Genomic DNA, 25,808 nt, shown 5'->3' with positions numbered 1-25,808 from the left:
TTACTTCGCTAGCGCCATTTTGATGGCTTCCATGACGATAGGATCTTCCGGCGTCATATCCGGCGAGAAACGCTGCACGACCTGTCCGTCGCGACCGACCAGAAACTTTTCAAAGTTCCAAAGAATATCGTCCGGATAGAGCGGCGCACGGCCTTTGCTGCTGAGGCGTTCGTAAAAACCGCTCTCTTCAGGTGCGACAGCTGTCGGTGCTGCTTCGATCAGCTTCTGATACAGCGGGTGGCGGTTTTCACCGTTTACTTCCAGCTTGCTGAACATAGGGAATGTTACGCCGTAGGTCGTGCTGCAGAAGGTTTTAATCTCTTCTTCGCTGCCGGGCTCCTGACCAAGAAACTGGTTGCACGGGAAACCGAGCACGGTGAACCCTCTGTCTGCCCAGGCTTTATGAATATTTTCCAGCTGTTCGTACTGCGCAGTCAGGCCGCACTTCGAGGCGACGTTGACCAGCAGCAGCACGTTTCCCTTCCAGCGCTCAAGCGTCGTCGTTTCGCCATCAATGGTTTTGATCTCGGTGTTCAGAATATCCTGCATAGCATCCCCTTAATGTTTCGCGCGGTGAGGTGAACCCGGTAACAGACCGGTAGCCTGCTAAGCTACCATCCGGCCTTTAATAATAGCTATAGCAGCAAAGGTTTTTTGGTTTTTTTACCCGCGCCGGGGCTAAAATAGTGAATAACTTCAATCATCAACGACAGGAAAAGTCCATGAGCACCTTTTCACCTTCCATCGATCCCTCCCTTAGCCGTATTGCGCCGGGCTTCAGGGCGCTGAGCATCCTCGTTGAAGCCGCTCCGCTTCTTCACCCGGAAGTGGCAGAGGCCGCTTTAAAGCAGGCGTGCAAAGACGTAGTTGAAAATGATGTTCCCTGGGCGACAGCCCATCTGGATGCCTGGCATGAGGTGTTCAAAGCATTTGGCGCTAAGCCGAAGCGCACGCCAAACTCTGCCGATGCGCTGCGTAAACGCGTCCTGAAAGACGGCGACCTGCCCGCTATAGATCCCGTGGTCGACCTTTATAACGCCATCAGCATTCGTTACGCCCTGCCCGTTGGCGGTGAAAATAGTGAGGCCTACGTCGGCAACCCTCGCCTCACCTTTGCGGAAGGCAACGAAGCGTTTGATATCATGAAGGAAGGCGAGCCTACCGTTGAGTCCCCGGATGCCGGTGAAGTTATCTGGCGGGATGATAAAGGCGTAACCTGCCGCCGCTGGAACTGGCGCCAGGGCATCAGAACCCGCCTGGACTCTAAGGCGCGGCATATGTGGTTTATTCTTGAAAGCCTGCCCACTATGCCACTGGAAGCCCTGCAGCAGGCGGGGGAAGAATTTATTGCCGGTCTGCACAGCATGATGCCAGGGGCAATTATCACAACGCAGTATCTCAGCACCGAAGGGTAAACGCTCAGGCCGCCTGCTCGGGCGGCCCGCCAACCCATCACGTCTTTATTCCATCAAACCCAATCACTCTATAAATATTTTATTCCGCCGCACAACATTTCATGCATCTTTGAGATAGATATAGGCAGGTTAACGGCTGGATTTTAGCAATAAACCAATGAACACGGGAGCCCCGAGCGTAGCCGTCACCACGCCAATCGGAAGCTCGGCGGACGTCAGGGCCAGACGGGCAATAACATCAGCCCCCAGCAACGCCGTAGCCCCAGCCAGGGCGCTGGCGGGCAACAGAACCCGGTGATCGGTCAGCCCATTAAGGCGCAGCATATGCGGGATCACCAGGCCAATAAAACCAATAGCGCCAGCAAGCGCCACGCTTACCCCCACCAGCCAGCCGGTTGCAATCACCAGAATATTACGCCACATCGAGACGGACAGACCGAGCTGACGGGCCGACGTCTCCCCCAGGGCCATCAGATTTAACGGCGCGTAGCTGCGGCACAGCCAGGCCATAACCGGCAGCAGCGTGACCATCATCCACCACTGGCTCCAGTCCACGCCGCCAAAGCCACCCATCATCCAGTACATCAGTTGCCGCAGGTCCAGACTGCTGCTGAAGTAAACGGCCCATGTCATCAGCGCGCTGCAGATAATCCCCAGCGCCACGCCCGCCAACAGCAAACGGCTGGTAGACAGATGACGACGAGAAAAACGCAGCAGAATGAGCGTAATCAGCAAAGCGCCAGCGATGGCGCACAGGCCCAGAACCCACGTCGGCAGCATGCCATGACCCAGAAGCACACCGGCAATCAGCGCCACGCCAGCGCCGTTAGACACGCCCAGCAGGCCCGGTTCCGCCAGTGGATTTTCAAACAGCGCCTGCATAATAGTGCCTGAAATCGACAGCGCCGCCCCTACCAGCAGTACGGCGAGGGTACGCGGTAAACGTATCTGCCAGAGAAAGATTTGCGCGTCATCGTTGAGCCAGCGCTGCGGTGCGAACCACTGGTCCCCCGCGCACAGGCTCAGCACGCTCATGGCGATCAGCGTCACCAGCAAAGTAATAAGCCAGAAGCGTTCAAGGCGTCGTTGGTGGGTGACAAAAGTGAGCATCAGGCTGGTAGATCCATTCAGTGGCGGTCAGGCCGTTGATTTTACGAGGTGGATGTTGGAAAGAACAAGCAAAGAAAAAGGCCGCATCAGCGGCCTTTTTGGTTAACTCAGGTTACTCGTCTTTTGGCGACGCGTTTTCAACCCGACTCTTCAACTTCTGACCAGGTCGGAACGTCACTACACGGCGGGCCGTGATAGGAATGTCTTCACCGGTCTTCGGGTTACGCCCGGGACGTTGGTTTTTATCGCGTAAGTCAAAATTGCCAAAACCTGATAGTTTAACCTGCTCACCGTTTTCCAGAGCGCGACGGATCTCTTCAAAAAACAGCTCTACCAGCTCTTTAGCGTCTCGTTTGCTAAGCCCAAGCTTATCAAACAGATATTCTGACATTTCAGCTTTTGTAAGCGCCATACGTTCAATCCCTCAATGATGCCTGGAATCGCTCTTTTAATGCCTCTACGCATTTTGCAACGGTAGTGGCAATCTCCTCTTCTTCAAGTGTACGGCCGGTATCCTGAAGGATAAGGCTAATGGCCAGGCTCTTATAACCTTCGGCTACGCCCTTGCCACGGTACACATCAAATAAGTTTACGCCAACTACCTGATTTGCGCCAACTTTCTTACACTCGACCAAAACATCTGCTGCGGGAACGTTTTCAGCGACCACCACTGCGATATCGCGGCGGTTAGCCGGGAAGCGAGAAATATCCTGCGCATCAGGCACCACGCGGTCTGCGACCTTGTTCCACAGCAGTTCAAAGACCAGCGTACGGCCGTTCAGAGAAAGCTTACGTTCCAGCTCCGGATGGACAACGCCAATGAAACCAACGTATTCGCCCGATAAATAAATGGCAGCGCTTTGGCCTGGATGCAGGGCCGGGTTGCTCGCCACCCTGAATTCGATATCAGAAAGCTTACCCGTCAGATCAAGAATAGACTCAAGATCGCCCTTCAAATCATAGAAGTCGACGGTATTGCGCGCCAGATCCCAGTGTTCTTCAAAGCGGTTGCCGCAGAGAGCCCCTGCCAGCATAAGATCCTGGCGGATACCAAGGTCTGCCTGCGTATCAGGAACAAAGCGCAGGCCCGATTCGAAGATACGCGCGCGGCTCTGCTGGCGGTTCTGATTATAAACCACGGTATTCAGCAGGCCGGTCAGCAAAGAAAGACGCATCGCCGACATCTCGCTGGAGATTGGGCTTGGCAGAATCAGGTTCTCCTCACCCGGGTGCACCAGCTGCTGAATTTTTGGATCCACGAAGCTATAGGTGATCACTTCCTGATAGCCTTTGTCCACCAGCATGGTTTTCACACGCTTAAGAGAGAGATCCGCTTCACGGTGGCTGCCCATGATTAGACCAGCCTGCACCGGCTCGTCCGGGATATTGTTATAACCATAGACGCGGGCTACTTCTTCAACCAGATCTTCTTCGATCTGCATGTCGAAACGCCAGCTCGGCGCCACGGCGGTCCATTGATCCTGGCCTTCGGCCACTTCGCAGCCCAGACGGCGCAGAATGTCGCTTACCTGCGCGTCATCGATGTGATGGCCAATCAGGCGATCCAGTTTGCTGCGGCGCAGCGTAATAGTGGCGGCTTTTGGTAGATGCGTTTCGCTGGTTACGTCGATAACCGGGCCTGCTTCGCCGCCGCACAGATCGATCAGCAGACGGGTTGCACGCTCCATCGCTTTATATTGCAGTGCAGAATCTACGCCGCGTTCATAGCGGTGAGAGGCATCGGTGTGCAGACCGTGGCGACGCGCGCGGCCTGTGATGGACAGCGGGCTAAAGAACGCGCATTCCAGCAGGACGTTCTGGGTTTCATCATTCACGCCGGAATGCTCGCCGCCGAAGATGCCGCCCATGGCCAGCGCTTTGTTATGGTCGGCAATAACCAGCGTATCCGCTTTTAGTTTTGCTTCGTTGCCGTCGAGCAGGGTCAGGGTTTCGCCCTCTTCTGCCATACGAACCATGATACCGCCGTCGATGCGATCCATGTCAAAAGCGTGCATCGGCTGACCAAGCTCCAGCAGAACATAGTTGGTCACGTCAACCACTGCGTCTATGGAGCGAATACCGCAGCGGCGCAGCTTTTCTTTCATCCACAGCGGTGTAGGTGCCTTAACGTTGATGCCTTTAACTACGCGGCCCAGATAGCGCGGGCACGCTTCAGGTGCATCGACTTTAATCGCGATTGTATCGCTGATTGTCGCTGCCACCGGAGCCATCTCCGGCTCTACCAGCGGCAGCTTGTTCAGCACGGCAACATCACGCGCAACGCCGATGATCCCCAGGCAATCCGCACGGTTTGGCGTAACGCTAATTTCAATGGTGTTGTCATCAAGCTTCAGGAATTCGCGGATGTCGGTGCCGACTTTCGCATCTGCAGGCAACTCAATAATGCCGTTATGGTCGTCGGAAATACCCAGCTCTGAGAAAGAGCACAGCATGCCTTCAGACGGTTCGCCTCGAAGCTTGGCCGCTTTGATTTTAAAATCACCCGGCAGCACAGCGCCGACGGTTGCAACCGCAACCTTCAGGCCCTGACGGCAGTTTGGCGCACCACAGACGATGTCCAGCAGACGGTCACCACCTACATTTACTTTTGTGACGCGCAGTTTGTCAGCGTTAGGATGCTGACCACATTCAACGACTTCACCCACTACCACGCCGTGGAACGCGCCAGCAACGGCGTCAACGCCGTCAACTTCCAGGCCTGCCATGGTGATTTGATCGGAAAGCGCTTCGCTGCTATTGGCTGGGTTTACCCATTCGCGTAACCAGAGTTCACTGAATTTCATTGGCTATCCCGCCCTTATTTAAACTGTTTGAGGAAACGTAAGTCATTTTCGAAGAAGGCTCGCAGGTCTGTCACGCCATAGCGCAGCATGGTCAGACGCTCCATCCCCATCCCAAAGGCGAAGCCGGAGTAAACTTCTGGATCGATACCCACGTTACGCAGAACGTTCGGATGCACCATGCCGCAGCCTAACACTTCAAGCCATTTGCCGTTTTTACCCATCACGTCGACTTCCGCAGACGGTTCAGTGAACGGGAAATACGAAGGACGGAAGCGGATCTGCAAGTCGTCCTCAAAGAAATTATTCAGGAAGTCGTGCAGCGTACCCTTCAGATTGGTAAAGCTGATGTTTGTATCAACGATCAGCCCTTCCATCTGGTGGAACATCGGGGTGTGGGTCTGGTCATAATCGTTACGGTAGACGCGGCCCGGTGCGATAATGCGGATCGGCGGCTGTTTGTCTTTCATAGTACGGATCTGCACGCCTGAGGTCTGCGTGCGCAGCAGGCGCTTAGCGTCGAACCAGAAGGTATCATGGTCCGCACGTGCCGGGTGGTGGCCCGGGATATTCAGCGCGTCAAAGTTATGGTAGTCATCTTCGATCTCAGGACCGGTAGCCACAGTAAAGCCAAGCTCGCCAAAGAACGTCTCGATTCTGTCGATAGTACGGGTAACAGGATGCAAGCCGCCATTCTCAATGCGGCGGCCCGGCAGTGAGACATCGATGGTCTCCTGAGCCAGACGGGCATTCAGCGCAGCACTTTCAAGTGCCGCTTTACGGGCGTTTAACGCTTCCTGCACCTGCTCTTTGGCTTCGTTGATAACAGCCCCTGCCGCCGGACGCTCTTCTGCCGGCAGCTCACGCAGGGTGGTCATCTGAAGGGTCAGGTGCCCTTTCTTCCCTAAATATTCGACGCGTACGGTGTCTAACGCGGCAACATCCTGGGCCTCGTTTATGGCGGCCGTTGCACTGGCAACCAGCTCTGCGAGATGTGGCATGGTATTCCTCTTGTGCCGGTAACTTACCGGAGTAGTTTGTCTCAGTGAATTCGACATGCAAAAAAAAAGCCTCCACAAAGGAGGCTTTCAGCGCTGTTTTTCGTTTCTTCTCTTACGCGCAAAGCCCCCTGAGTCAGGCGCTAAAGTAAAAAAAGAAGCGGAAAATAGCAGCATTCATGCTTGCAGTTACCTTAATTAACGATTTCGTTGGGTGTATTGAAAGACCTCACACCTGAAATGTCAATATATTGATTTGGTTAGAAATTAAAAGAGGGAGACAAGCTCCCTCTGATAACTGGCTTACGCCAGAGCTGCTTTCGCTTTTTCGACCAGGGCAGAGAATGCCACTTTGTCGAATACCGCGATGTCAGCCAGGATCTTACGGTCAATTTCAACAGAGGCTTTTTTCAGGCCGTTGATGAATTTGCTGTAAGAGATACCGTTCTGACGAGCTGCAGCGTTGATACGTGCAATCCACAGCTGGCGGAACTGACGCTTACGTTGACGACGGTCACGGTAAGCATACTGACCAGCTTTGATAACAGCCTGGAAGGCAACGCGGTATACGCGAGAACGCGCACCGTAGTAGCCTTTAGCTTGTTTGAGGATTTTTTTGTGACGAGCACGTGCGATTACACCACGTTTTACGCGAGCCATATTAGCTCTCCTGTTCTATATTCTGAAAAAATTAAAAGTTGCTTATGCGTACGGCAGACATGCGACGACCAGACCCAGATCTCCTTTGGAGACCATGCCTTTTGGACGCAGATGACGTTTACGCTTAGTAGACTTTTTAGTCAGAATGTGACGCAGGTTAGCGTGCTTACGCTTAAAACCACCACCGGCGGTCTTTTTGAAGCGCTTAGCGGCGCCGCGTACTGTTTTAATCTTTGGCATTTGATTACTTTCCACTTCGCATTGTTAATTAAACGAACCAGAAGGCGAACAAATCCGGCGAGGCGAGCCTCACCGGAACTGTTACTTGTGTGCCTTACTGTTTCTTCTTAGGAGCGAGCACCATGATCATCTGGCGGCCTTCGATCTTCGATGGGAAGGATTCGACCACTGCCAGTTCACTCAGATCGTCACGGACGCGGTTAAGCACTTCCATACCGATCTGTTGGTGAGCCATCTCACGACCGCGGAAACGCAGCGTGATCTTAGCTTTATCACCCTCTTCCAGAAAGCGAACCAGGCTGCGGAGTTTTACCTGGTAGTCGCCATCGTCAGTGCCAGGTCGGAATTTAATTTCCTTAACCTGAATAACTTTTTGCTTTTTCTTCTGTTCCTTAGAAGATTTGCTTTTTTCGTAGAGGAACTTGCCGTAATCCATGATGCGGCACACAGGCGGTTCGGCATTGGGACTGATTTCGACTAAATCAACCCCAGCCTCTTCGGCTTTTTCCAAAGCTTCATTCAGACTGACAATACCAATAGGTTCGCCGTCTAAGCCTGTCAGACGAACTTCTGTGGCACGAATTTCTTTGTTTATGCGATTAGGACGCGCCGGTTGAACTCTTTTTCCGCCTTTAATAACTCTATTCCTCTAGTTGATTAAGATTGCGACTGCGAATTTCTAATTGCAGTTTTTCAATCATTTCGTTTACGTCCATGCTCCCTAAATCTTTGCCACGGCGAGTACGAACGGCTACTTTGCCTGCTTCGACTTCTTTATCGCCACAAACCAACATGTAAGGGACACGACGTAACGTGTGTTCACGGATTTTAAAGCCTATCTTCTCATTTCTCAAGTCTGCTTTTACTCGAATGCCTGCATTTTGTAGTTTACGGGTCAATTCGTTAACGTATTCAGACTGTCCATCAGTGATATTCATGACCACTGCCTGGACCGGAGCAAGCCAGGTTGGGAAGAACCCAGCGAATTCTTCGGTGAGGATACCGATAAACCTTTCCATGGAGCCGAGAATGGCGCGGTGAATCATAACCGGCACCAATTTCTCATTGTTTTCGCCGATGTACGACGCATTTAGACGCGATGGCAGGGAGAAGTCCAGCTGGACGGTACCGCACTGCCATGCACGATCGAGGCAATCATACAGGGTAAATTCAATCTTCGGACCGTAAAACGCGCCCTCACCCGGTTGGTATTCAAACGGGATTTCGTTCTCCTGCAGCGCGACCGCAAGGTCAGCTTCTGCACGATCCCACATTTCGTCTGTACCGATGCGTTTTTCTGGACGAGTGGACAGTTTTACGACGATTTTTTCAAATCCGAAGGTGCTGTACATGTCATAAACCATGCGAATACAGCTGTTCACTTCATCGCGAACCTGATCTTCAGTACAGAAAACGTGTGCATCATCCTGGGTAAATCCACGCACACGCATCAGGCCGTGAAGCGCACCTGACGGTTCGTTACGGTGGCAGCTACCGAATTCGGCCATACGCAATGGCAGGTCACGGTAGGATTTCAGCCCCTGGTTGAAGATTTGTACGTGGCCTGGGCAGTTCATCGGCTTGATGCAGTATTCACGGTTCTCGGAAGATGTCGTGAACATCGCATCTTTGTAGTTGTCCCAGTGGCCGGTTTTTTCCCACAGCACACGGTCCATCATGAACGGGCCTTTTACTTCCTGATATTGGTATTCTTTGAGCTTGGAACGCACAAATACTTCCAGTTCGCGGAAGATAGTCCAGCCGTCATTGTGCCAGAACACCATGCCCGGCGCTTCTTCCTGCATATGATACAGGTCGAGCTGCTTACCAATTTTACGGTGGTCCCGCTTAGACGCTTCTTCCAGACGCTGCAGGTAGGCATTGAGTTGTTTTTTATCTGCCCATGCGGTGCCGTAAATACGCTGCAGCATTTTATTGTTGCTGTCGCCACGCCAGTAGGCACCGGAGGTTTTCTGCAGTTTGAAATGATGGCAGAAACGCATATTCGGTACGTGCGGGCCGCGGCACATATCAACGTATTCTTCATGATGATACAGACCTGGCTGATCATCATGGCTGATGTTTTCATCAAGAATAGCAACCTTGTAGCTTTCGCCACGGTTGACGAAGGTTTCGCGCGCTTCGTGCCAGCTCACCTTCTTCTTGATGACATCGTAATCTTTCTCAGCCAGCTCGTGCATACGCTTTTCGAGCAGCTCAAGATCTTCCTGGGTCAGGGTGTGGTCAAGATCGACGTCGTAGTAAAAACCGTTGTCGATAACCGGGCCAATTGCCATTTTGGTATGTGGCCACAGCTGTTTAATAGCATGACCCAGCAGGTGGGCGCAGGAGTGGCGCAGGATTTCTAAACCAGCCTCATCTTTTACGGTGATGATGGCAAGTTTTGCATCGTGGTCAATCACATCGGATGCGTCAACCAGTTCACCGTCTACACGGCCTGCGATACAGGCTTTGGCAAGACCAGGACCGATATCAAGTGCGACATCCAGCGGGCTAACAGCATGGTCGTAATGGCGTTGGCTGCCATCAGGAAGGGTAATAACGGGCATGATGAGTCCTTATTTGCAGTGGTGACCCACACGTAAGATCACATACAATTTTATATAGTTTAAATAAATCAGCTAGTTAGGATGGGTTGAATGCTTCACTCTGCACACTGCGTCCATTGGAGAGTATAAAATACCGAATGTACCCACATCCGTCAGCTGATTACACCCGGCAATAGTACACGTCATTGAAAGAGGGATAAAGGCAGAACTTGGTTGCAACATGACGAACCAACAACAAATGCGTAAAGAATTTCACTTAGATCTATATTTTCGGATTATGTCAGGAATTGATTATGGATAAACGCTCACCCACTCCCAAAATGTGAAGAATATCTAGCCTTTCTCGCTGAAGAAGCTGAGGAAGATATACCCTATGACTCGGAACCTGTCGAGTGTTACAATCTACCGAGAGAAAAACAAATCAAACGTGGGCTTGTTGAGACAGATGCCAGTGAAAACCATAGTAGAGACATACAGAGTATAAATTTCAGAATGGTGAATTCGATGCATTTTGAGGCCGCCCTTCAGCATGTAAGGAGTGAGATAGTACCCTCATAACATTCCTCGCTACTGCCCTGTCCAGAGTTGACATACTATTTACCTCTGAAACCCATTGGGCACGGTAGAGCACCACTGTCCTGATGCCCTGATGCCCTGATGCCCTGATGTGCATGATTTTAAGCGTCCAGCCGATATTAATTTGATAATTAAGCTTTTAATACCGTTCAGGAATCTCACGATTTATAGAAACGAGCTTCCCGTTGCAAATTGTAATATAACCACCTCGCTTTAGGGCGGAAAGTACTTGAAAAACATAGCTTCGTGATAATCGGGTTCTCTTTAAAATAAAGGAGGCAACGCCTACATTAATGACTGTCCCCTCCTCAATTTTGAAAAGATAGCGATGAAGCATTTCCCTTATCGTAGCATAGCCAGAATCATTTACCCGTTCGTAATAGGCATGAATTAACCTCACGGATATAATAGACATAATTCGAGTGAGAAGCTGGGCATATTCCGGGTTATAAAAAAACAATTTATTAAAATCCTCAACCGTAAGTTGCACAACTGTTGCTTCGTTTTCAATATAATAGAAAAGAGGGATTTTATAATACTCTTCCATCAGCCCCACTGGAAAAAAAGGAACTGTATCACCAATGATAAGACTGTTTTTTTTACTGGTTGAGACGAGCATCCTCCCAGAAATGATTACTAGCACCTCATTTTTACCTGATTGAATAGTCATCCCTTTAGAATATTGCAACTTGCGGCCCACCGACAGTAATTGCTGTTTTAACGCCTCGAAATCATTCTTTGCAAATAATTCTTCGGCTTCGCTAAATTGTAAAATCATATTTTTATTCCTCTCCGTGCGGTTAAAATATGTTACGCAAGTTAACATGAACTCACACATCAATCACAAAATAAGCCAAAAATGAATGAAAAGCTAACATTGTCAGAGCAGAAATTATGTCATTCACCTCGTAGCATGGGTTGTCAAGTTATATGAACCGCACCGTTTCCGTACGTTTCAACGTATCCAGGAATGTTCCTTTGCTCGCATCGTGATGGAGATACGCCCGAAATAGCCAAGCCTATGATGGGGCTGGAGATGCTGCTGTGGGGTAGCGCAAATAGCTCCCGATGGGGCCATAAGAAAAAACCGGGTCTGGTAACCCGGCTTCGGTAATTACATTTTATAGCCGAGGGTAATGGCGGTCTTACGATCGGTGTGCTCTGGCGCAGAATCAGGCGGATTGGAGTTCCAGGTCAAGTTGTAGGAAACCTTAAGTCCAAAGTGTTCGTTGATTGCCACTTCCAGCCCGGTTTCTGAGTTAACCGTTGTATCTTCACTCCCCAGAACGGAGACGCCCTGAATGAACTTCGCGTTGTCCGTCAGCTGCCAGTTATAAATCCCGGAGGCATAGCCCAGCGCCTGGGTTTCATTGCCGCCATCGGTGTATGCGTCGTAGCGCACCCCAGGACCAAATTCCAGACGGAAGAAGTGTACCGGGCCGCTCAGGAACTGACGACCGTAACCCGCGGTCAGTACGTCTCGCGCCTGGTAGCCATTGAACCTGTCGGTTAACCAGCTTGCCTGTCCGAACAAATAGTCGCTGTCCGTCATGTTGTAACGGCTACGGCCACCCGCAGCGTATGTCTCTGAGGAGCGCTCGTCGTTAGCAGAGGTATTGTTGGCGTTACCCCAAAGAGACCAGGCCGTTGCATCGTTATACCAGGTCATATTGGTATTGGCAGTCAGCGTGGAGCTTTTGGTATTGCCCGACTGGGCAAGATAACCGGCGTTTAGGTTACCTTCAAAAGGTTTTTTTGCGGTGCTTGGGTCATCCATGACAGTGAAAACCGTGGTATCTGCAACTGCAAAGTGACTCAATAGCGCACTTCCGGTCAGCAAAATTGCAGCCGGTACTGTCTTAACAAGCTTCATTTATTAATCCGTACGACAAAAAAAGAAACCACCAAGGTTCCGGAATATTCTCTCGGGATCAAACGTTTGCGCCCCAGAGAAAGGTTACAAATTATAAAAAAGCCCGAATAACATAGCAATGAATTCATCTTTCATTTTTTGAATAAGAAGGCTCTCAAAACATGTTTATTTTCATATAGATAGCCAGCACTTGCTTTTTGACAATTAATTGAAAAATCATGACGTTAATTAAAATTTATCTCCGCGCTTTGGTGCTAAGCTCAAGATTCATGAAAAAGGAGGCCCCATGACACGCATCTATACTTTGACTCTTGCTCCCTCTCTAGACAGCGCAACCCTTACGCCGCAAATTTATCCGGAAGGTAAATTACGCTGCACCGCACCGGTCTTTGAGCCCGGCGGAGGCGGGATTAACGTCGCGCGCGCTATTTCACATCTTGGCGGTAAAGCAACCGCTATCTTCCCGGCAGGAGGCGCAACCGGCGAGCACCTCTCTACCCTGTTGCTTGATGAACAGGTCGCCATTGATACCGTAAATGCGCATGACTGGACGCGCCAGAATCTGCACGTGCACGCTGAATCAACCGGCGAGCAGTATCGTTTTGTGATGCCGGGTGCCGCACTGACGGATGAGGAGTTTCGTCGTCTGGAAGAAAAAGTGCTGGCCATTGAATCCGGCGCCATCCTGGTTATCAGCGGCAGCCTGCCGCCGGGAATTGAAGTTGCGAAACTCTGTTCATTGGTACAGGCAGCACAAGAGGCGGGCATCCGCTGCATCGTGGACAGCTCCGGCGAGGCGCTGAAGGCGACGCTGGAAATCGGCAACATTGAGTTGGTGAAACCTAACCAGAAAGAGCTGAGCGCGCTGGTGAATCGCGATTTGTCCCAGCCGGACGATGTGCGCCAGGCCGCCCAGGAGATCGTCAGCAGCGGTAAAGCCCGACGCGTTGTTGTCTCCCTCGGCCCGCAGGGTGCCCTGGGCGTGGATGCCACGGGCTACGTGCAGGTTGTCCCACCGCCAATCAAAAGTCAGAGCACCGTTGGCGCAGGCGACAGCATGGTCGGTGCCATGACGCTGAAGCTGGCGGAAGATGCCCCGCTGTTGGATATGGTGCGCTTCGGCGTGGCGGCCGGTAGCGCCGCAACGATTAATCAGGGAACTCGCCTTTGCTCCCTTGAAAATACGCAGAAAATCTACGATTACCTTCGCAGTTAGGCCCGGATGGCCTCCGTCTCAGGGGCCGCTACGCCAAAAGTCGCCATTTCATGCAGATCAACTATGCTAAAACCTTTGGGATAACAACGAGGTGAACCATGAGTAGTGGAGACATCGTGCGCTATGTCGTCACCGTAAAGTACAAAGAAGAGAGCCTTACGGATATCAATGAGCTCAATAACCACCTGACACGTGGAGGTTTTCTGCTAACCCTGAGCGATGGCGAAGGGAAAATCCATGAGCTTGGCACCAACACTTACGGGCTGGTCAGCGCCCTTAGCCCGCAGGAAGTGGAAGTGCTCGCGAAGGGTTTAGGGCACGTTGCCCTTGGCGTCGAGCCGGAAGTTACTGTGACTACCTGGGATGCGTGGGAAAAGCACCGCGAGCAATAATTTAATTTAAATCCTGACCGGGGTTGTGCGTTGGTTCCAGGTTTTTACCCGGTTAACAGTGCAGGCTAATGATCTACCAGAGCAACTGGGAGGAAATATCATGTGGCAAGCCATCAGTCGTCTGTTAAGTGAGCAGCTGGGAGAGGCTGAAGTTGAACAACGCACCGAACTGCCCGGCGGCGAAATCCACGCCGCCTGGCGGATCCGTTACGCCGGTCACGAGATTTTTGTCAAAAGCGATGAACGGGAAATGCTGCCGATCTTCACGGCGGAAGCCGATCAGCTGGAGCTGCTCGCACGTAGTAATACTGTGCGCGTACCGAAGGTATGGGGATTAGGCAGCGACAGAGATTATTCCTTCCTGCTGCTGGAGTATCTGCCCGCAAAACCGCTTGATGCCCACAATGCTTTCCTGCTTGGGCAGCAGCTTGCGCGGCTGCATGAGTGGAGCGATCAGCCGCAGTTCGGGCTCGATTTTGATAACGATCTGTCCACTACGCCGCAGCCCAATGCCTGGCAGCGCCGCTGGTCAACGTTTTTTGCGGAGCAGCGCATTGGCTGGCAGCTCGAAATGGCTGCTGAAAAAGGCATTCATCTGGGGGATATCGATCTGATCGTCGATTTTGTTCACCAGGCGCTCGCCTCCCACCAGCCGCAACCCTCTTTACTGCACGGGGATTTATGGTCCGGCAACTGCGCTCTGGGGCCTGAAGGGCCGTTTATTTACGATCCTGCCTGCTACTGGGGCGACAGGGAGTGCGATCTGGCCATGCTACCGCTGCACCCCGATCAGCCGCCGCAAATCTACGATGGCTATCAGTCCGTCTCCCCGCTTCCTCCAGGCTTCCTGGACCGCCAGCCCCTCTATCAGCTTTACACTCTGCTCAACCGCGCCATCCTGTTTGGCGGGCAGCACTTAGTCAACGCGCAAAAAGCCCTCGATCGCGTTCTGGCGGCATAAACGGAATAATAAAGAAAGGCCACTCCCGAACGGGAGTGGTTGTCTGCTAGATAAAGCCAAGCAGCGAGAAGAAGAAGTAGCCCGCCACAATCACAATCACCGGCAGAATATACAGCGGGAAGAACTGGAGAAAAATAGTGTGGCGTGGCACGACGATTTTCGCATCCAGCTGCGCCTTACTTAATCCCTCGGCCCCTTTCGCCTGCTCGAGAATCAGCTGATCCTGGACGCCTTCACGCAGGAACTTCGCCTGGCGGCTCATTCGTGCGCCTGAGGCCTGCAGCGCCAGCCCCACAAAAACCAGCGCAAAAATCACCCAGAACAGAATATTTGTCTGCTGATGAAAGTCTGGCTGCGGCGAGTTGTACCAGAAGAAATTGAGGAACGGCGTATTAAAACGCATCATCTCAATCATCACGTGGGCGAAGTCCATCATTACGGCGTCGATGCCCGGCTGCTTTTCGCTGTGCTGATACATAAATTTCAGAACTGAAATCAGCGTAGAGAGCACGGCGGGTATGAAAATCACCCAGCCGGCAACGCGCTTAAGAACAGCAATGCGTCCAGCTTGTTGATACGTCATTCTTTCCCCTTTGTTAAGACGTAACTTACTGGCACAAAGTCTACAAGGATTTGCTGCATTTCGCCTGAGCTTTGCGGGCGATTTTCACAAAAGCGGTGGCATCCGCCGATTTTTCCCGCTATTCATAAGGGCAACATTTTAAAATAAACGCTGACAGGAGTCCTGAGATGGCCGACACGCGCCAGGTAGTAGCCGCAATTTTTGATATGGATGGTTTGCTGATTGATTCAGAACCGCTGTGGGATGAAGCAGAATTAGAGGTGATGACAGGTCTTGGCGTGGACATTACCCGCCGTAATGAACTACCGGATACGCTCGGCCTGCGTATCGATCTGGTCGTGGATTTGTGGTTTGCCCAACAGCCCTGGAACGGTCCTTCACGCGAAGAAGTTACCCAGCGGGTGATCGCCCGCGCCATCAGCCTGGTTGAAGAGCGTCAGCCGCTGTTACCCGGCGTCCGTGAAGCCATCAACCTCTGTAAGGCGCAGGGGCTTAAAATCGGCCTTGCCTCCGCCTCTCCGCTGCACATGCTTGAACGCGTGCTGGCAATGTTTGCTTTGCGCGAGCAGTTTGATGCCATCGCCTCCGCAGAGCACTTACCATACAGCAAGCCTCATCCGCAGGTTTACCTGGATGCCGCAGCAAAGCTTGGGGTTGACCCGCTCTGCTGCGTTACGCTTGAAGACTCCGTTAACGGAATGATTGCCACTAAGGCCGCTCGTATGCGCTCTATTGTAGTGCCGGCAGAAGAAAGCCGAGCGAACGCGCGCTGGTGCCTGGCGGACGTAAAATTAGAATCGCTGCTTGCCCTTTCAGCGGATAATCTGCTGGGCTGAAATACCCGGGGCGGCAAAGTCGCCCCTCGCAATGCCACCTGCATCATATTTTTGAAACGCCATTTCACATTAATTTGTAATTCTAAGCCCCCCTACCTATCCTCATAAAACATGCGCCGCTGCGCGCCCGACTTTTACTGGGGATATTATGATTCTTGATGCTTTTAATTTGCAGGGCAAAGTCGCTCTGGTCACCGGGTGTGACACGGGCCTGGGTCAGGGAATGGCGCTGGGGCTGGCTGAGGCGGGCTGCGACATTATTGGCGTGGGCCGTAAAACTCCCCGTGACACGGAAGAAAAAGTCGTTGCGCTGGGCCGCCGCTTTAGCGCGATCCAGGCCGATTTGAGCCAGCCGTCCGTCATTCCGAGCGTTGTTGAGCAGACCATTGAGCAGCAGGGCAAAATCGACATTCTGGTTAACAACGCGGGTACCATCCGCCGACAGGATGCGCTGGCGTTCAGCGAGCAGGACTGGGACGACGTGATGAATCTCAATATTAAGTCATTATTTTTCCTCTCCCAGGCCGTGGCAAAGCAGTTCATCAGGCAGAACGACGGAGGAAAAATTATTAATATCGCCTCGATGCTGTCATTCCAGGGCGGGATCCGCGTGCCCTCTTATACCGCTTCGAAAAGTGCCGTGCTGGGCGTGACGCGCCTGCTGGCCAACGAGTGGGCGCAGTACCGTATTAACGTCAACGCTATTGCGCCCGGCTACATGGCAACGAACAACACGCAGCAGCTTCGCGAGGACGAAGTCCGGAACAAAGAGATACTCGACAGGATCCCCGCTGGCCGCTGGGGAACGCCGGAAGACTTACAAGGTGCCGTCGTGTTTCTGGCCTCCGGGGCGTCTGATTATGTCAACGGCTACACAATTGCCGTCGACGGAGGCTGGCTCGCCCGCTGAATTCCTTCACTGCTCAATATTCACGGCAGTGATAAAATGTTACAGCGTCACCTCTTCCGTCTACTGTACAAAAACCCTATACTGGATGAATCGACAGTTAGCATCCAGGTAGTATCATGACGGCGGAAGGCCACCTGCTTTTTTCTATAGCCAGCGCAGTATTTGCAAAAAACGCCGAACTCACCCCTGTGCTTGCACAGGGCGACTGGTGGCACATTGTGCCGTCTGCCATTCTGACCTGCCTGCTGCCGGACATTGACCACCCTAAGTCTTTCCTGGGCCAGCGCCTGCCGTGGATTTCAAAGCCCATCGCCCGCGCCTGTGGTCATCGGGGCTTCACCCACAGCCTGTTCGCCGTGTTTGCCGGACTGGCCCTCTTCTATCTTAAAGTGCCCGAAAGCTGGGTGATCCCGGCCGATGCACTACAGGGTATGGTGCTGGGCTATCTCAGCCATATTGTGGCCGATATGCTCACACCGGCAGGTGTTCCCCTGCTCTGGCCGTGCCGCTGGCGCTTCCGCTTCCCGGTTATCCGGCCGCAAAAAGGCAACCAGCTGGAACGTTTTCTGTGCATGGCGCTGTTCGGTTTTGCCGTATGGATGCCGCAGAGTCTGCCCGATAACAGTGCAGTGCGCTGGTCGTCGCAGATGATTAATTCCCTCCAGATGACCTTCATTAGCCTGGTAAATCATCATGCTGAACAATAAATGGACGAAACAATCCATTTAGTAATAATCAATTCCTTTTGAATATAAGTGACCTCGCGCACATCTGATACGATTTACAGCATAAAGATGGGCCAGCCTCATCTGCCTACAATAAATATCAGGAGATACGGGGATGAATTTTCCACTTATAGCGAACGTTATCGTGTTCGTTATTCTGCTGCTGCTGCTGGCGCAAACGCGTCACAAACAGTGGAGTCTGGCGAAAAAAGTACTGGTTGGCCTGGTGGTCGGCGTAGTGTTTGGTATTGCCCTGCATACCATCTACGGCGCGGACAGCCCGGTACTGAAGGATTCTATTCAGTGGTTTAACGTGGTCGGTAACGGCTATGTTCAGCTGCTGCAAATGATTGTTATGCCGCTGGTATTTGTCTCTATACTGAGCGCCGTGGCGAAACTGCACAACGCATCTTCACTAGGCAAGATTAGCTTCCTGACGATAGGCACCCTGCTTTTCACCACGCTGATTGCAGCGCTGGTAGGCGTGCTGGTAACTAACCTCTTCGGCCTTACGGCTGAAGGTCTGGTTCAGGGTACGGCAGAATCTGCTCGTCTGAGCGCAATTCAGTCCACCTATGTCGGTAAAGTTGCGGACCTGTCTGTGCCTCAGCTGATCCTTTCTTTCATCCCGAAAAACCCGTTTGCTGACCTGACGGGCGCAAATCCAACGTCCATCATCAGCGTCGTTATCTTCGCTGCATTCCTGGGCGTGGCTGCGCTGAAGCTGCTGAAAGACGATGCGCCGAAGGGCGAACGCGTGCTGGCAGCTATCGACATGCTGCAAAGCTGGGTGATGAAACTGGTTCGTCTGGTTATGCAGCTTACGCCGTACGGCGTGCTGGCGCTGATGACCAAGGTGGTTGCCAGCTCTAACCTGCAGGACATCATTAAACTCGGCAGCTTCGTGGTGGCATCTTACCTGGGCCTGGCAATTATGTTTGGCGTGCATGCCGTGCTGCTGGCCGTGAATGGCGTCAGCCCGCTGAAATACTTCCGCAAGGTCTGGCCGGTACTGACGTTTGCCTTCACCAGCCGCTCCAGCGCCGCAAGCATTCCGCTGAACGTTGAAGCGCAGACCCGTCGTTTGGGCGTGCCTGAGTCAATCGCCAGCTTCTCTGCCTCCTTTGGCGCGACAATCGGCCAGAACGGCTGCGCGGGGCTTTACCCGGCGATGCTGGCGGTAATGGTTGCCCCAACGGTGGGTATTAACCCGCTCGACCCAATGTGGATCGCCACGCTGGTGGGCATCGTTACCGTAAGCTCCGCTGGTGTAGCCGGCGTGGGTGGCGGCGCAACGTTCGCAGCCCTGATTGTGCTGCCAGCCATGGGCCTGCCGGTAACCCTGGTTGCCCTGCTGATTTCCGTTGAACCACTGATTGATATGGGGCGTACCGCGCTCAACGTCAGCGGCTCCATGACTGCCGGGACCATCACCAGTCAGATGATGAAGCAGACCGATAAAGAGATCCTCAACAGCGAAGAAGAGATTGAACTGGCTCATCGCTAAGCGCTAAACGATATGACAAGGCCGCAGATTCTGCGGCCTTTTTTTTGCTTATCAGTCAGATACGGTCGGCTTCGCTAACGAAGTATTCATCGGCTGTCCTGCTGCCATATAAAGTTTCATCACCGCAAACGCGGTCAGCAAACAGCACACTGCCAGATACATCGAAACATATACAGGTTTCCCGTCTGCAAGATTAACCAGCAGCGTACAGATAAGCGGCGTCGGCCCGGCCACCAGCATGCCATTCAGCTCGCGGGACACGCTGATCCCCGAGAAGCGATAGCGGGTCGGGAACAGATTGGCCAGCAATACCCCCTGCGGCCCAGCCATCCCGCCGTAGCTCACCAGGAAGCCTATCGACATGCCAAGGGTAATCAAAAAGAGATTGCCGGTATCAATAAACATAAACAGTGGCCAGGCGAACACCGCCGTGAAAAGCGCCGCGCCGATATATATTTTTGCCGGACTAAATTTATCTGCCATCCATCCCATAAAGGGCGCGCTGAAGACGCCGAATAATGCAGAGATAAAGACTGCGGTCAGCGCGGTTGAACGTGAAAGATGCATTGTGTTGGTCATATAGCTGATGCTGAACGCGCTCAGGATATAAACATTGGCATTGTGCCCGGTCATCGCCAGAAAACCCCATATCAACGACTTCGGGTACTTTGTCAGCACCACGCGCAGCGGGATATGATTCTCTTTCTTCTCCTGTGCCGCATGCTTCATTGCTTCAATATATTCCGGGGTTTCATCCAGATGACGACGGATATACAGCGCAATCACAAACAGCACGGCGGAGCTAAGGAACGGGACTCGCCAGCCCCAGCTTGTCATCGCCTCTTCCGACATCTGGGATACGCCCCAGAATGCTACGCTTGCCAGGATAATCCCCACCACCGTGGCCGACTGGAGCAGCGCAGTATAAAAGCCTCGTAAACGCTTGGGGGCATATTCATACAGCAGCGTCAGGGCGCCTGCGTATTCCGCCCCGGCGCCAAACCCCTGCGCCATACGCATCAGCACCAGCAATAAAGGTGCATAAATGCCGATTTGCCTGTAGTCAGGCAGCAGGCCTATTGCCACCGTGCCAAACCCCATCAACGCAATGGAGAAGACCAACGCCGGTTTTCGACCGTAACGATCGCCGATATGAGAGATAATAAGCCCCCCCAGCGGCCGGACAAAAAAGCCGACGGCAAAGGTGGCAAATGCGGCAAGCGTCCCGGCGAAAGCAGAGAGATCGGGGAAGAATATTTTATTAATAATAAGCCCGGCGGCGGCGCCATAGAGTGCGTAATCAAACCACTCGATAACCGTTCCCACCACCGACGCAGTGACCGCTTTTCTCAGTCCTGGTGTGTGTGCATGCTGCATAGCCTTCTCCCTGTGTTTATGGATGAATGTTCTTATGGTTAAGGGTTGTGTTTCTGCGATGTATTGTTGTGCGGATCAGGTGCGTTGTTCAGCCAGACAAATTGCGCCGGGTTAAGCCATATACCGTGCAGACGTGCATGTTGTAAGCTGTGCCAGCTCCGTTCGCCCGGCAATCGAACGGAAGAATACGGGTGAGCAGGAGCAGCACCATGACACTGGCGAATCAGCGCATTGAGCTGTGAATTCCAGACTTTTTCGCCGCAAATAAGACCCGGTGCGTACAGCGTGACCGTAAAAGAAGCGCCCCATCCTGAAGGGGGTTCTGCTCGTCCACCCCCACTCAGACAGCCCGCCAGAATTTCAACCATGAGGCTCAGTGCATAACCTTTGTGGCCGTGGCTCTTACCACCTAAAGGTAAAATGGAGCCCGGAGGCCGATCGTTAATCACCGCGGGGTTGCCCGTGGCTTTACCATGCCCGTCCAGCAACACTTCAGAACTAAAGTTTTCCCCGGCGTTGAGCTTGTGCTGTACGGCTCCGTTAGTCACACTCGAGGTCGCCATATCAATCCAGATCGGCGTCGCCTCGCCCGGCGCGCCAAATGCAACAGGATTAGAAGTCATTACAGGGGTTGTTCCTCCCCATGGAGCGACGCTGCTGTGCGCCGGATCGGTTAACGCTATCGACGCGACATAGCCCTTCGAAGTCGCCATTTCCAGATAAGCCGCCAGGCAGCCTGTATGGTGGCTATTTTTAACCGCCACCACCGCCACCCCATAGGCGGCAGCTCGCTGCATGCCACAGGCGATAGCCTGTTTCATCAGCCACGCCCCCGGTAGCTTTCGCCCGTCCCAGACCTGACATGCGTGAAAATCGCTCAGCACTTCATAGTGGCCTTCCAGCGCCATGCCACCGCTGGCAATCGCCTCCAGATAGGGCGTCAGCAGAGACAGACCGTGGGTTGCGGAACCTGTCGCTTCACCAAACACCAGAGCATCCGCCATCGCGGCGGCATAGTTTGCTGGTACACCATGGCTTTCCAGCTCGTGCTGACATGCGCTGTGCACGTCACTTAATGAATAGTGCTGCACCGGATGCTCCCCCTCTGCGGACAGATAATGAATTGTTTGTTTAATGTGATCGAAATGTAACCACAAAAACGAGATCATTCAAAAATGAATTTTGAATTTATATATGAAGATCACGCAATCCCCGCTCCATCAGCAATGAACAGAGACCTGGCTCGCAAAAAAGGAAAAACAGAGGGGGCGACCTGGGGATGGCCGCCAGAAGATAAATGATTTATCGGGTGGGGATGCCGCTGCGGATGTGCCGGGCGGTGGCCGTAAGCAGTTCGACGACGCTCTCAGGGGAGGGAGAATTCATGTGGTCCAGGTGCTTAACCCACGGACAGGCAAGCGCGGCAATAGCGTTCTCACCGCTGACCAGAAGCGGCACCGCGATGTTGTAAACGCCTTCAACCTGCTGGCTGGGCATAATTTCATATCCCTGCTCACGCACCTGCAGCAGGTGGTTACGCAGCTTTTCATCTGGCTCACCCGCCAGCTCGCCGCTCTCCTGAATCATATAGCGCTGCTCTTCGGGGGAGGCGAATGCCAGCACGACGTGACCTGAACCGGTATCCAGCAGCCCGATACGGGCCCCAACGCGGATACCAAGCCCCCAGTAGCCGGGAGCATCTACCTGCGCAATCGAGGTTAACGCTCCCCGCTCGTATATAACGATATGACAGCCCTGCTGCGCCCTACGGGAAAACTCCCGCAGATGGGGTAGCGACTGGGAGGCCAGACGACGCATTGGCGAATGGCGGTGTGCCAGCTCAAAGAGCTTCAGCGACAGCTGGTATTGATCGACGCTGGTGCGCACCACATAGCCTCTGCGGACCAGGCGATCGAGCATACGATAAATTTCATTTGGCTTACGTTCGAGCGCGGCGGCCAGTTCTGCCTGGGAAACGCCCTCCTCAATTTCTGCCAGTTTTTCCAGAATATCCAATCCCTTATCCAGGGCTGGTGCGCGATAGCGCTCCTCCTGAAGCTCCGGATCCAGCTTGTTTTGCGCCATACATCCCTCATCAGTCATCGCAGGAAGTTCAACCCTCTGAATATTACCACTTAATCCATCCGCTGCCCGCTTTGCCTGCAACAGACAAAATGTGATCATCATATATAAATTATAAATTCATATTTGAATTAAAATTAGATCTGTTTACAGTGAATTAACATCCAGAGCGTCACTTAACGAGGAACGAGCGATGGAAAGTGAAAAAAAGACGACCGTATTGATCACCGCCGCAGCCCAGGGTATCGGCTATGCGACCGCCAGACGACTTGCGGAAGCCGGCTTCCAGGTCATCGCGACAGATATAGACGAAGGGAAGCTCCATGAGCTTTCTGACATCCCCGGCATCCGAACCGAAGTGCTCAACGTTCTGCAACCAGAAGCTATCAGCGCACTCGTTGAGCGTCACGCCGTCATCGATGTGCTGTTCAACTGTGCCGGGATTGTCCACAGCGGGGACGTGCTGCATACCGAGAGCGACGAGATGAATTTTGCCTGGCACCTCAACGTGATGGCGCAGTATCACCTGATCCGCGCCGTGCTGCCGGGCATGCTCGCGCAGCAGGACGGCTGCATCATTAATATGTCCTCCATCGCCTCCAGTCTGAAAGCCGTACCTAACCGCTGCGCCTACAGCGTCAGCAAAGCGGCGGTCATCGGCCTGACAAAATCAGTGGCCGCGGATTACATCACCCAGGGTATCCGCTGTAACGCCATCTGTCCCGGCACGGTGGAAACGCCCTCCCTGCACCAGCGTCTTCGGGATACGGGAGATTATGAAACGGCACGAGCGGCGTTCATCTCCCGCCAGCCAATGGGCCGCATCGGACAGCCGGAAGAGATCGCCGGGCTGGTTCACTATCTGATTACCGCCACCTTCACGACCGGTCAGGTGCACCACATCGACGGCGGCTGGTCTGCCTGAATGACAATAAGGAATTACTGAAATGCGCTTACTTCGCTATGGTCAACCAGGGAACGAACGCCCCGGCCTGCTGGATTCAACCGGCAAAATTCGCGACCTGTCACAGCATATTGATGACCTGGATGCAAAAACGTTGACGCCAGAACTGCTCACCAAACTTGCCGCACTGCCTGAGGACGCTCTCCCTGTCGTAGCTGGCAGTCCCCGGCTCGGGCCCTGCGTGGGCGGAAGCCGGAAATTTATCTGTGTGGGTCTGAATTACTCAGACCACGCCGCTGAAACTAACGCCGTTGTGCCGCCGGAACCCATCATCTTTATGAAATCGCCCCACGCCATTGTCGGCCCTGACGACGACGTGGAGATCCCACGCGGCTCGCAAAAGACCGACTGGGAAGTGGAACTCGGCGTGGTTATTGGGAAAACGGCGAAATACGTCAGTGAAGATGAAGCGCTGGACTACGTAGCAGGCTACTGCGTTGTTAATGACCTGTCCGAACGAGAATTTCAGATTGAGCGCCAGGGTCAGTGGGTGAAAGGCAAAAGCTGCGACACCTTCGGCCCGATTGGCCCGTGGCTGGTGACCCGCGACGAAGTAGCCGACCCGCAGCAGCTCTCAATGTGGCTGGAAGTCGACGGCCATCGCTATCAGTCCGGCTCGACCAGCACCATGATCTATAGCGTGCGCTATCTGGTCTCCTACATCTCACAGTTTATGAGCCTGCACCCCGGTGACATCATCTCAACTGGTACCCCACCCGGAGTGGGCATGGGACAAAATCCGCCCGTTTATTTGCGCCCCGGTCAGACAATGCGTCTGGGGATTGAGGGACTGGGTGTTCAGCAACAGCGCACCTTTAGCGCAGAAGTACTGATGCAATGTGAGGGAGTGAAATAATGGCCGTCATCACCAGCGTTGAGATTTTCATGGTTGCGCTCGCGCCGAAAACCGTCCGCGAAGATGCCATCCAGTCATTTGTCTGCCAGGAAACGCCTTTCGTACGCATTATTGACTCCGAAGGCGCAGAAGGGTTGGGCTACAGCTACACCATCGGCACAGGCGGCCCGGCTGTCCTCTCGCTGCTGGAGAAAACCCTTGCACCGGCGTTGATTGGCAAAGAAGCCAATTGTATTGAGCAAATCTGGCGTGAGCTGCTATTTATGACGCACGCGACGGCAGTCGGAGCCATAACGTCTCTGGCGCTGGCCGCGATAGACACCGCGCTGTGGGATTTACGCTGTAAACGTACTGACCTGCCGCTGTGGCTGGCGGCGGGTGGCGCTCAGCGCAGCATTCCACTTTATAACACTGAAGGCGGCTGGCTGAACCTCTCCCCGGAGGAGTTAGTGGACAATGCCGTTGAGAGTCGTGAAAACGGCTTTGGTGCCGTCAAAGTCAAAGTAGGTCGTCCGGTACGGGAAGATGTTGCCCGCCTTCGCGCGGTGCGAGACGCGATGGGCGACGGATTCGAGATTTTCACCGATGCAAACCAGGCATTCCAGGTCGACGATGCCATACGGCGTGCGCGACATTACGAAGAGCTGGATATCGGTTGGTTCGAAGAGCCGCTACCCGCCGACGATGTTCAGGGGCATGTCAGACTCAATCAGCAAACTACCCTTCCGATAGCCGTGGGTGAAAGCATTTACAGTATCGGACAGTTCCGGGAATATTTGCAGCAGAACGCCTGCTCGGTAGTCCAGGTGGATGTTGCACGAATAGGGGGGATTACGCCGTGGCTTAAAACCGCGCACCTGGCGGAGAGTTTCAACGTCGCCGTCTGCCCCCACTTCCTTATGGAGCTGCACGTCTCGCTTTGTGCCGCCGTGTCGAACGCCCGCTGGCTGGAATATATTCCGCAGCTGGACAGCCTGACCTACAGCACGATGAAAGTTGACGCAGGACGAGCCATACCGTCGGATAAGCCAGGGCTTGGCATTGACTGGAATATATCGGCCTTAAAAGAACAAACGGTTGCAGGCAGCAGACGCCAGATCGCGAGTAAGTGAAATCTGAAAAGTCCCCCCGGTTCTGTCGCCGAACCGGGCTTCTC

General features: G+C 53.2%; 27 protein-coding genes and 1 other annotated feature. Of the genes, 11 read left to right on the top strand and 16 right to left on the bottom strand.

Annotated elements, in window-relative coordinates; all coding sequences use genetic code 11:
* On the bottom strand, positions 1–549 hold the full coding sequence (locus ACA108_09765; GenBank protein ID XEX97753.1) for a glutathione peroxidase: 549 nt from the start codon (positions 547–549) through the stop codon (positions 1–3).
* A 173-nt stretch (positions 550–722) separates the two neighbouring features.
* On the opposite strand from ACA108_09765, the gene ACA108_09760 reads away from it, so the two are divergent.
* A complete protein-coding gene (locus ACA108_09760; protein ID XEX97752.1) occupies positions 723–1,415 on the top strand; it encodes a B3/4 domain-containing protein in 693 nt (230 codons plus the stop codon).
* Between the two features lie 129 nt (positions 1,416–1,544).
* Here the strand turns inward: ACA108_09760 and btuC are convergent, their stop codons facing one another.
* The 11 genes from btuC to ACA108_09705 form a co-directional block, all read right to left on the bottom strand.
* Positions 1,545–2,525, bottom strand: coding sequence for a vitamin B12 ABC transporter permease BtuC (btuC, locus tag ACA108_09755; GenBank protein ID XEX97751.1), 981 nt, complete (start codon positions 2,523–2,525; stop codon positions 1,545–1,547).
* Positions 2,526–2,637: 112 nt separating this feature from the next.
* Positions 2,638–2,937 carry an integration host factor subunit alpha gene (gene ihfA, locus ACA108_09750; GenBank protein ID XEX97750.1) on the bottom strand — a complete coding sequence of 100 codons (300 nt, stop codon included), beginning with the start codon at positions 2,935–2,937 and terminating at the stop codon, positions 2,638–2,640.
* A gap of 4 nt (positions 2,938–2,941) precedes the next feature.
* Positions 2,942–5,329, bottom strand: a complete 2,388-nt coding sequence (pheT, locus tag ACA108_09745) for a phenylalanine--tRNA ligase subunit beta (GenBank protein ID XEX97749.1) — start codon at positions 5,327–5,329, stop codon at positions 2,942–2,944.
* A 14-nt stretch (positions 5,330–5,343) separates the two neighbouring features.
* Positions 5,344–6,327, bottom strand: a complete 984-nt coding sequence (pheS, locus tag ACA108_09740) for a phenylalanine--tRNA ligase subunit alpha (GenBank protein ID XEX97748.1) — start codon at positions 6,325–6,327, stop codon at positions 5,344–5,346.
* A 59-nt stretch (positions 6,328–6,386) separates the two neighbouring features.
* Positions 6,387–6,510 (bottom strand) — a sequence feature (Phe leader region).
* A complete protein-coding gene (pheM, locus tag ACA108_09735) occupies positions 6,461–6,505 on the bottom strand; it encodes a pheST operon leader peptide PheM (protein XEX98068.1) in 45 nt (14 codons plus the stop codon). Its footprint overlaps the feature before it by 45 nt.
* Before the next feature lie 117 nt (positions 6,511–6,627).
* On the bottom strand, positions 6,628–6,984 hold the full coding sequence (gene rplT / locus ACA108_09730; protein XEX97747.1) for a 50S ribosomal protein L20: 357 nt from the start codon (positions 6,982–6,984) through the stop codon (positions 6,628–6,630).
* A 42-nt stretch (positions 6,985–7,026) separates the two neighbouring features.
* Positions 7,027–7,224 (bottom strand): 50S ribosomal protein L35, encoded by a 198-nt coding sequence (gene rpmI / locus ACA108_09725; GenBank protein XEX97746.1) that lies wholly within the window; start codon positions 7,222–7,224, stop codon positions 7,027–7,029.
* 94 nt (positions 7,225–7,318) lie between these two features.
* Positions 7,319–7,861, bottom strand: coding sequence for a translation initiation factor IF-3 (infC, locus tag ACA108_09720; GenBank protein XEX98067.1), 543 nt, complete (start codon positions 7,859–7,861; stop codon positions 7,319–7,321).
* Positions 7,862–7,865: 4 nt separating this feature from the next.
* Positions 7,866–9,794, bottom strand: a complete 1,929-nt coding sequence (thrS, locus tag ACA108_09715; GenBank protein ID XEX97745.1) for a threonine--tRNA ligase — start codon at positions 9,792–9,794, stop codon at positions 7,866–7,868.
* A 715-nt stretch (positions 9,795–10,509) separates the two neighbouring features.
* The gene (locus ACA108_09710; GenBank protein ID XEX97744.1) at positions 10,510–11,148 is read right to left on the bottom strand and encodes a helix-turn-helix domain-containing protein; all 639 of its coding nucleotides are present in this window, start codon (positions 11,146–11,148) and stop codon (positions 10,510–10,512) included.
* Between the two features lie 336 nt (positions 11,149–11,484).
* The gene (locus ACA108_09705) at positions 11,485–12,243 is read right to left on the bottom strand and encodes a YdiY family protein (GenBank protein XEX97743.1); all 759 of its coding nucleotides are present in this window, start codon (positions 12,241–12,243) and stop codon (positions 11,485–11,487) included.
* Positions 12,244–12,529: 286 nt separating this feature from the next.
* Here ACA108_09705 and pfkB point away from each other — a divergent pair, with 286 nt between their 5' ends.
* The 3 genes from pfkB to ACA108_09690 all read left to right on the top strand — a co-directional run bounded on the left by pfkB (position 12,530) and on the right by ACA108_09690 (position 14,812).
* Positions 12,530–13,459 (top strand): 6-phosphofructokinase II, encoded by a 930-nt coding sequence (gene pfkB / locus ACA108_09700; GenBank protein ID XEX97742.1) that lies wholly within the window; start codon positions 12,530–12,532, stop codon positions 13,457–13,459.
* 98 nt (positions 13,460–13,557) lie between these two features.
* Positions 13,558–13,851, top strand: coding sequence for a type V toxin-antitoxin system endoribonuclease antitoxin GhoS (ghoS, locus tag ACA108_09695; protein XEX97741.1), 294 nt, complete (start codon positions 13,558–13,560; stop codon positions 13,849–13,851).
* A gap of 100 nt (positions 13,852–13,951) precedes the next feature.
* Positions 13,952–14,812, top strand: coding sequence for a fructosamine kinase family protein (locus ACA108_09690; protein ID XEX97740.1), 861 nt, complete (start codon positions 13,952–13,954; stop codon positions 14,810–14,812).
* A 46-nt stretch (positions 14,813–14,858) separates the two neighbouring features.
* Here ACA108_09690 and ACA108_09685 read toward each other — a convergent pair whose 3' ends face one another.
* A complete protein-coding gene (locus ACA108_09685) occupies positions 14,859–15,395 on the bottom strand; it encodes a YniB family protein (GenBank protein XEX97739.1) in 537 nt (178 codons plus the stop codon).
* Positions 15,396–15,562: 167 nt separating this feature from the next.
* On the opposite strand from ACA108_09685, the gene hxpB reads away from it, so the two are divergent.
* The 4 genes from hxpB to ACA108_09665 all read left to right on the top strand — a co-directional run bounded on the left by hxpB (position 15,563) and on the right by ACA108_09665 (position 19,373).
* Positions 15,563–16,231, top strand: a complete 669-nt coding sequence (hxpB, locus tag ACA108_09680) for a hexitol phosphatase HxpB (GenBank protein ID XEX97738.1) — start codon at positions 15,563–15,565, stop codon at positions 16,229–16,231.
* A gap of 148 nt (positions 16,232–16,379) precedes the next feature.
* Entirely contained in the window at positions 16,380–17,141 is a 762-nt protein-coding gene (gene kduD, locus ACA108_09675) for a 2-dehydro-3-deoxy-D-gluconate 5-dehydrogenase KduD (GenBank protein XEX97737.1), read from the top strand.
* 116 nt (positions 17,142–17,257) lie between these two features.
* Complete coding sequence (locus ACA108_09670; GenBank protein ID XEX97736.1) at positions 17,258–17,848, top strand: metal-dependent hydrolase; 591 nt, start codon at positions 17,258–17,260, stop codon at positions 17,846–17,848.
* A gap of 133 nt (positions 17,849–17,981) precedes the next feature.
* Positions 17,982–19,373 (top strand): L-cystine transporter, encoded by a 1,392-nt coding sequence (locus ACA108_09665; protein ID XEX97735.1) that lies wholly within the window; start codon positions 17,982–17,984, stop codon positions 19,371–19,373.
* Positions 19,374–19,424: 51 nt separating this feature from the next.
* Here the strand turns inward: ACA108_09665 and ACA108_09660 are convergent, their stop codons facing one another.
* The 3 genes from ACA108_09660 to ACA108_09650 form a co-directional block, all read right to left on the bottom strand.
* Entirely contained in the window at positions 19,425–20,750 is a 1,326-nt protein-coding gene (locus tag ACA108_09660; GenBank protein XEX97734.1) for an MFS transporter, read from the bottom strand.
* A 38-nt stretch (positions 20,751–20,788) separates the two neighbouring features.
* A complete protein-coding gene (locus ACA108_09655) occupies positions 20,789–21,841 on the bottom strand; it encodes an Ldh family oxidoreductase (protein ID XEX97733.1) in 1,053 nt (350 codons plus the stop codon).
* A gap of 211 nt (positions 21,842–22,052) precedes the next feature.
* Positions 22,053–22,835 carry an IclR family transcriptional regulator gene (locus tag ACA108_09650; GenBank protein ID XEX97732.1) on the bottom strand — a complete coding sequence of 261 codons (783 nt, stop codon included), beginning with the start codon at positions 22,833–22,835 and terminating at the stop codon, positions 22,053–22,055.
* 190 nt (positions 22,836–23,025) lie between these two features.
* Between ACA108_09650 and ACA108_09645 the strand changes: the two genes are divergently transcribed.
* From ACA108_09645 to ACA108_09635, 3 genes are read left to right on the top strand one after another with little or no spacing between them, the layout of a single operon-like run.
* Positions 23,026–23,757, top strand: coding sequence for an SDR family oxidoreductase (locus tag ACA108_09645; protein ID XEX97731.1), 732 nt, complete (start codon positions 23,026–23,028; stop codon positions 23,755–23,757).
* A gap of 22 nt (positions 23,758–23,779) precedes the next feature.
* Positions 23,780–24,652: a fumarylacetoacetate hydrolase family protein gene (locus ACA108_09640; GenBank protein XEX97730.1), complete on the top strand. Its 873-nt coding sequence runs from the start codon at positions 23,780–23,782 to the stop codon at positions 24,650–24,652.
* Positions 24,652–25,764 (top strand): mandelate racemase/muconate lactonizing enzyme family protein, encoded by a 1,113-nt coding sequence (locus ACA108_09635; protein ID XEX97729.1) that lies wholly within the window; start codon positions 24,652–24,654, stop codon positions 25,762–25,764. Before ACA108_09640 ends, ACA108_09635 begins: the two co-directional genes overlap by 1 nt.
* Positions 25,765–25,808 lie beyond the last annotated feature (44 nt).

Source organism: Dryocola sp. LX212 (assembly GCA_041504365.1).
Taxonomy (GTDB): domain Bacteria; phylum Pseudomonadota; class Gammaproteobacteria; order Enterobacterales; family Enterobacteriaceae; genus Dryocola.
The sequence above is the reverse complement of the archived record's forward strand: the minus strand, read 5'-3'. Positions and strand labels throughout refer to the sequence as shown.